Consider the following 5,739-nt stretch of genomic DNA (forward strand, 5'->3'; position numbering starts at 1 on the left):
GTAGCTAAAAACTATATTGTAAGTGGTTTAATTATAAATGCATGTTTAACTTATGCTATTTATGTAGATCTTTATATAAACTGGAATTCAGAGCCTTGGTGGTTATGGAGTCTATACTCCATGGGGGTTAATGTTGTTGATTTACTGATGATTATAGCTATTTTTATCAATAAAGACTTTTTAGGGCTAATGAAACTTAAAGGTCGTTTATTTAGATCACGCACTGAGTTTAAAAGCCTATAATGACAGATCTATTATGGCTGCTTGTTAAAGTTGGCGAAAATTTAGGTAATTTTATATTGTGGCTATTTTTAATCGCTTTTCTATTCAACCTTTCTTCGAGCATTAATAAACAAGATAAAAGCTTACTGCATATTTCATTAATAATGATGATCTCGTATTTTCTAAGTGCATTTTTAAGCCTCGAAACTTCTACTTATAAAGATTATTTCATATTTGATCTCACAACTATTTTGATTCTTTTTTTGTGGCGAAAAATAACGTTGCAAAACACGCCTATTGCTTTTTATTACTTAATGCTGGGGTTAGGGGCTAATACCTGTTTATTTTTGGGGATGCATTATGATGTTCAAGTTAAAGGGAACATTGATTACTGGTGGTTTTGGGCTGCATACGGGTTTGGCGTTATTCTCTTTGATTTTATAATGGCATTGGCACTATTTATCAATAAAGATTTTTTAGGTTTAGTGAGGCTTAAGAACGTTCTGTTTCCAGCAAGAGCGAAGCTACCTAGCGCAATGTAATGATACGCTAGGTGTTATTTTTAATGCTTGGTTTTACCTAGCCTCGACTGCAATGCTTTCATTACTATGGTATCAACAAACTCACTCACATCGCCGTTATGGCGAGCAACTTCTTTTACCAAGGTTGATGATATAAAAGTATTACGCTCAGCAGGTGTTAAAAATACACTTTCTAAATCAGGGTTTAAACGGCGGTTCATATTCGCGAGCTGAAACTCGTAATCAAAATCAGAAACCGCTCTTATACCTCTAATCAATACATTTGCGTTATGGTCACGAGCCAGATCTGCGAGCAGGCCCGAAAAGCCAATCACTTTTACATTATCTAAATGGCTTAAAATTTCATTTGCTAAATCAACGCGTTCTTCTAAAGTAAAACACGGTTTTTTACTCGGGTTATGAGCAATAGCAACAATAACGGTATCAAACATCTTAGCAGCACGCTGGATTAAATCAGTGTGGCCGTTGGTAAGGGGATCAAATGTGCCTGGATAGATTGCGGTCACTTTCATAATATTTACTGTGTTATTATTTTTAGCCGTAGTGTAGCAGTGTTTAGTGTGCAAAGCAGCCTTGTAAGTAAATTGTATATAACTGCAGCTACGCAGTGTTACAAATGCAATGATTTGTTTATACTAGTGGATTATTTTAATGCAGCATCGTATTTTTGAAAATTGAGTAATGAGTATATGAATACCAAGGATAAAATAATTCAAACCAGTATTTCATTGTTTAATGAACACGGTGAAAGAGCAATATCTACCAATCATATTGCATCGAGTTTAGGCATGAGTCCGGGTAATCTGTACTACCACTTTAAAAACAAAGAAGACATCATTCGCCATATATTTGCACTTTATCGTGATCATTTAAGTACTCACTTTAAGCCAGTTGATAAAGGCGATGATGCATTTAGTCATCTTGGCCCTTATTTAGATTCTTTGTTTGAGTTAATGTGGCGCTATCATTTTTTTTACGACAATCTTGGCGATATTCTCGCTCGCGATAGCCATTTAAAGCAGGGTTACATTGATTTTCAGCAGGAGCTACTTGAGCAAGTACGCAACATTATTTTGGCCTTGCGGGATAGTGAAATTATTGCCATTGATGAACAAGATGCCATCGAGCTTGCTCATACACTAAAATTAACAGTCAGCTTTTGGACACCTTATATGAAAGCAAGAAGACTTAGTGGCGTGCTGGTTGAGCAAGATATTTACCCTGGCATTGTAAAAGTACTGACTTTATTTAAAGCCTACAGCACAGAAAAAAGCGCAAATAAAATTAATCAGTTAAGAGAAAAGTATACTCTTTTAGCAAATTCAGCTCCTCAGAATCCTTAAGCCTGTTAAGTTGGTTAGTTCCTAGGCGTTAATTTTTTTGCTATAATCCGCCGCGCCCAATGCCTGGGTGCGCGAATTCCCGCAGTCTAAGAGTTGAACTATGCTTAAATTTATCGTCAAACTACACCCTGAAATAGCCATTAAAAGCCGTTCAGTCCGTAAACGCTTTACCAAAGTGTTAGAAAATAACATTAAAATTGTATTGCGTCGTGTTGACGAAAAAGTACAAGTACGTAATAACTGGGATAATATTTCAGTTGTTACAAAACTAGACGATGCTCAAACTCGCCTTGATTTTATCGATAGCTTGCAGCGCATTCCTGGCATCGTACAGTTTATTGAAGTGACCGAAACAGACTTTAAAACTCTTGATGACATTTATCAAAAAACCATCTCGTTAGTTGGCCACACTATTATTGGTAAAACCTTTTGTGTACGTGCTAAGCGCATAGGTCAACATGATTTTACTTCAACTGAACTAGAGCGCTACGTTGGTGGCGGACTTAATCAACATGTTGAAGGAGCACGAGTAAAGCTAAGCCGCCCAGAGGTAACGATTCGTTTAGAAATAAAAGACGAAAAAGCCTACATAGTGACGCAAACCCATTTAGGAATGGCGGGCTTTCCACTGCCAACACAAGACGATGTATTATCGCTTATGTCTGGTGGATTTGATTCTGGCGTTGCCAGTTATCAGATGATCCGTAAAGGCGCTCGTACACACTTTTTATTCTTTAACTTAGGTGGTGCTGCCCATGAAATTGGGGTTAAGCAAGCGAGCTACTATCTATGGAAACAATACAGCTCTACACATAAAGTTAAGTTTATTACTGTTGATTTTGAACCAGTGGTTGCTGAAATTTTAGAAAACGTTGAGAACAGCCAAATGGGTGTTGTGCTTAAACGTATGATGATGCGAGCGGGTAGTGCCGTTGCTGAAAAACTAAATATTCAAGCTTTGGTAACGGGTGAAAGTATAGGTCAGGTGTCTAGTCAAACCTTAGCTAACTTAAGTGTGATTGACCGTGTAACCGAGACGCTGATTTTACGCCCACTTATCCAACATGATAAGCAAGAGATCATTAATATAGCTCGCCAAATAGGCACTGCAGAAATGGCAGAAACGATGCCTGAATACTGTGGTGTGATCTCTAAAAAGCCGACGGTTAAAGCCAAAATTGAAGTCATTAAAGCAGAAGAAGAGAAGTTTGATTTTGACGTATTAGATACCGTTATTGATAACGCCCGTGTTATGGATGTGCGCGATATCGATGTTGAAGCTAAGCAAGAGCTTAAAGAAGCTGAGTCAGTTACAGAGTTACCAGAGGGAGCGGTTGTTGTTGATATTCGCTCACCTGAGGAAGAAGATGCCGCTCCGCTTGAAATTGATGGTATTGAAGTTATTCATTTACCGTTTTTCCGTTTAGCAACTAAGTTTGGTGATTTACCTAAAGGTAAAGACTATTACTTATATTGCCAAAAAGGGGTAATGAGCCAGTTACAAGCGCTTATTCTTCACGAAGAAGGCTTTACCACTGTAAAAGTCTATCGTCGTTAATGGCTAAATATTTTAAAAGCGCGGATTTATTCCGCGCTTTTTTTTGCCAAAATTTCAGCAAGTAAAGCGTCGTTATACGGGGTCGCAATATTATGATGCTTGCCTTGTTCACTAATATAACCACAAATTGCCATGATCTCAGTTTGCCTATTGTGCAAAACGTCTTGATGCATAGATGAGTAATTCTCTGCGGTTAAACTCATCACCTTATAGGCGCGCTCGAGGGCATCGATAAGCTTAATATTAAGTTTAAGCGCGGTCGCAATATGGCACGCCTCTGTTAATAAATTAATAATTGAGCTATTGAACTGTGGCGCACGCAACTGGCCATTTTTTATATTGTACAGAGCGGTTAATGGATTTATGGCAATATTAACCAGTAGCTTTTCAAACCTAAGTTGCTCAATATTGTTGCTGACAATTAATTGCGGAATAGTGTGTAATTGCGCACTAAACTGTTGAAGATTTTGAATAGCTAGTTGATTATAGCCCCCTAATACACTTTGCCCGTTTCCAGTATGCTGCACAATATTAGGGTTTGACTTAAATCCAGCCATGCTAGTGGTTAAAAAGTACAACGATTGCTGCTGTGTTAACTGTGCATTTAATTGTTCAACATTACCCATGCCATTATGACTTAGTACAATATGAGTACTCTTGCCTAGAAAAGGTTTTACTTGCGCATAGGCTTGTTGCACTGCAAACGCTTTAACAGTGAATAAGACAATGTCAAATTCAGGAGCTTGAGCTAATTGCTGTTGTGAGATGAAAGTAGCGTTAATTTTTTCCGAAGGAGCATCACCACAGCTATAAAAGCGCGTATTGACTGTGCCCTTTTTGGTAAGGATGTAAACAGTGCGACGTTTAGCTAAAAAATGGCTAAATAACAAGCCAATAGCACCATCACCAACAACAAGTATGTTAGCCATAACGCTTCTTTTTACGTAGTGTTAATAGCGCTTTAGCTAAAAAGTAGCTTGCCGCACCAATAAAGTCGGCAACAAAATCGGCCAGTGATGCTTGTCTGTAAGGGAGGCTATCTTGCATAATTTCTATTGCGGCACCATAGCCGGCTAACAGCAATATTTGTGCATATAAAGGCAGTTTAAAGGCTTTATCCATAATAATGGCAAGTAAAAAGAAAATACCAAAATGCGCCACTTTATCTACATGCGGAAATAAGTTTGCAGCCCCTTTTACCTCTTTAGCAAATAAGAAGGTAAATGCGACAATACTAATCAAAAAAATAGCTTGGTAAACACGCCTCGTCACAAAAAATCCTAAAATCGTATAAAAAAGAAGCCTCAGTATATCAAACTAAATTAGTATCGCACCTGAACAAGATGCAGAAAAGTGTAAAGATTTATCATTTTAACGTTATAATTGCCGCATAAAATTAAGATTAGCTAGTTAGGAGAACATCATGCCTTCATTTGATATTGTATCTGAAGTAGAAATGAACGAAGCACAAAACGCGGTTGATAACGCCAATCGTGAATTAGAGACTCGATTTGATTTTAGAGGGGTCGATGCCTCAATTGAATTAAACGATAAAACAATTAAATTAAAAGCTGAAGCAGATGCTCAGGTTATGCAGTTGTTTGATATTTTAGCTGGTAAAGTTTCTAAGCGTGGGATGGATGTTGCTAGTCTAGAACTTCAAGAGATTTCTCGTGCAGGTAAAAATGTTTTTCGTAACGTTGCACTAAAGCAGGGCATCGAAAAAGACATGGCTAAAAAAGTAGTAAAAGCCATTAAAGATTCTAAAGTAAAAGTGCAAGCGGCTATTCAAGGCGAAGAAGTACGCGTAACGGGTAAAAAGCGAGATGACTTACAAGCTGCTATGCAAGTTGTGCGCACTGCCGATTTAGGTCAGCCATTTCAGTTTAAAAACTTCCGCGATTAATTTATTGTTTCGAGCTAGGCGCTACAGGCGCTTAGTTCAAAGCAACATGTATTTAGCCAAACACGCTATATTGTTTGGCTTTTTTATTTTTAAATCTATGATAATTACCGAACCCCGAACCCCGAACCCCGAACCCCGAACCCCGAACCCGACCCGAACCCCGAACCC

The 5,739-nt window shown here is 38.0% G+C and carries 7 protein-coding genes and 1 pseudogene; 5 read left to right on the forward strand and 3 right to left on the reverse strand.

The window, feature by feature from the left end:
* Together P20311_RS12090 and P20311_RS12095 are read left to right on the forward strand one after the other, a co-directional pair.
* A pseudogene (locus P20311_RS12090) lies at positions 1–243 on the forward strand (hypothetical protein); the annotation flags it as partial.
* Entirely contained in the window at positions 243–764 is a 522-nt protein-coding gene (locus P20311_RS12095; RefSeq protein ID WP_008113177.1) for a hypothetical protein, read from the forward strand. The pseudogene P20311_RS12090 and the gene P20311_RS12095, both read left to right, overlap by 1 nt.
* Positions 765–784: 20 nt before the next feature.
* On the opposite strand, the gene coaD is transcribed toward P20311_RS12095, so the two are convergent.
* Entirely contained in the window at positions 785–1,276 is a 492-nt protein-coding gene (gene coaD, locus P20311_RS12100) for a pantetheine-phosphate adenylyltransferase (RefSeq protein WP_024601870.1), read from the reverse strand.
* Positions 1,277–1,453: 177 nt separating this feature from the next.
* On the opposite strand from coaD, the gene P20311_RS12105 reads away from it, so the two are divergent.
* A complete protein-coding gene (locus tag P20311_RS12105) occupies positions 1,454–2,107 on the forward strand; it encodes a TetR/AcrR family transcriptional regulator (protein WP_008113179.1) in 654 nt (217 codons plus the stop codon).
* A 100-nt stretch (positions 2,108–2,207) separates the two neighbouring features.
* A complete protein-coding gene (thiI, locus tag P20311_RS12110; RefSeq protein ID WP_008113180.1) occupies positions 2,208–3,665 on the forward strand; it encodes a tRNA uracil 4-sulfurtransferase ThiI in 1,458 nt (485 codons plus the stop codon).
* Positions 3,666–3,691: 26 nt separating this feature from the next.
* On the opposite strand, the gene P20311_RS12115 is transcribed toward thiI, so the two are convergent.
* Complete coding sequence (locus P20311_RS12115; RefSeq protein WP_008113181.1) at positions 3,692–4,594, reverse strand: ketopantoate reductase family protein; 903 nt, start codon at positions 4,592–4,594, stop codon at positions 3,692–3,694.
* Positions 4,587–4,937: a VanZ family protein gene (locus P20311_RS12120; RefSeq protein WP_008113182.1), complete on the reverse strand. Its 351-nt coding sequence runs from the start codon at positions 4,935–4,937 to the stop codon at positions 4,587–4,589. The genes P20311_RS12115 and P20311_RS12120 overlap by 8 nt, the downstream gene beginning before the upstream one ends.
* A gap of 151 nt (positions 4,938–5,088) precedes the next feature.
* Between P20311_RS12120 and P20311_RS12125 the strand changes: the two genes are divergently transcribed.
* The gene (locus P20311_RS12125; RefSeq protein ID WP_008113183.1) at positions 5,089–5,571 is read left to right on the forward strand and encodes a YajQ family cyclic di-GMP-binding protein; all 483 of its coding nucleotides are present in this window, start codon (positions 5,089–5,091) and stop codon (positions 5,569–5,571) included.
* Positions 5,572–5,739 lie beyond the last annotated feature (168 nt).

Origin of the sequence: Pseudoalteromonas sp. BSi20311, from assembly GCF_000239875.1 — a bacterium.
Lineage (GTDB): Bacteria > Pseudomonadota > Gammaproteobacteria > Enterobacterales > Alteromonadaceae > Pseudoalteromonas.

Excerpts from the sequence above, each read along its gene's own strand:
- P20311_RS12095 (WP_008113177.1), top strand. The coding sequence starts at position 243 with ATGACAGATCTATTATGGCTGCTTGTTAAAGTTGGCGAAAATTTAGGT.
- coaD (WP_024601870.1), bottom strand. The coding sequence starts at position 1,276 with ATGAAAGTGACCGCAATCTATCCAGGCACATTTGATCCCCTTACCAAC.
- P20311_RS12105 (WP_008113179.1), top strand. The coding sequence starts at position 1,454 with ATGAATACCAAGGATAAAATAATTCAAACCAGTATTTCATTGTTTAAT.
- thiI (WP_008113180.1), top strand. The coding sequence starts at position 2,208 with ATGCTTAAATTTATCGTCAAACTACACCCTGAAATAGCCATTAAAAGC.
- P20311_RS12115 (WP_008113181.1), bottom strand. The coding sequence starts at position 4,594 with ATGGCTAACATACTTGTTGTTGGTGATGGTGCTATTGGCTTGTTATTT.
- P20311_RS12125 (WP_008113183.1), top strand. The coding sequence starts at position 5,089 with ATGCCTTCATTTGATATTGTATCTGAAGTAGAAATGAACGAAGCACAA.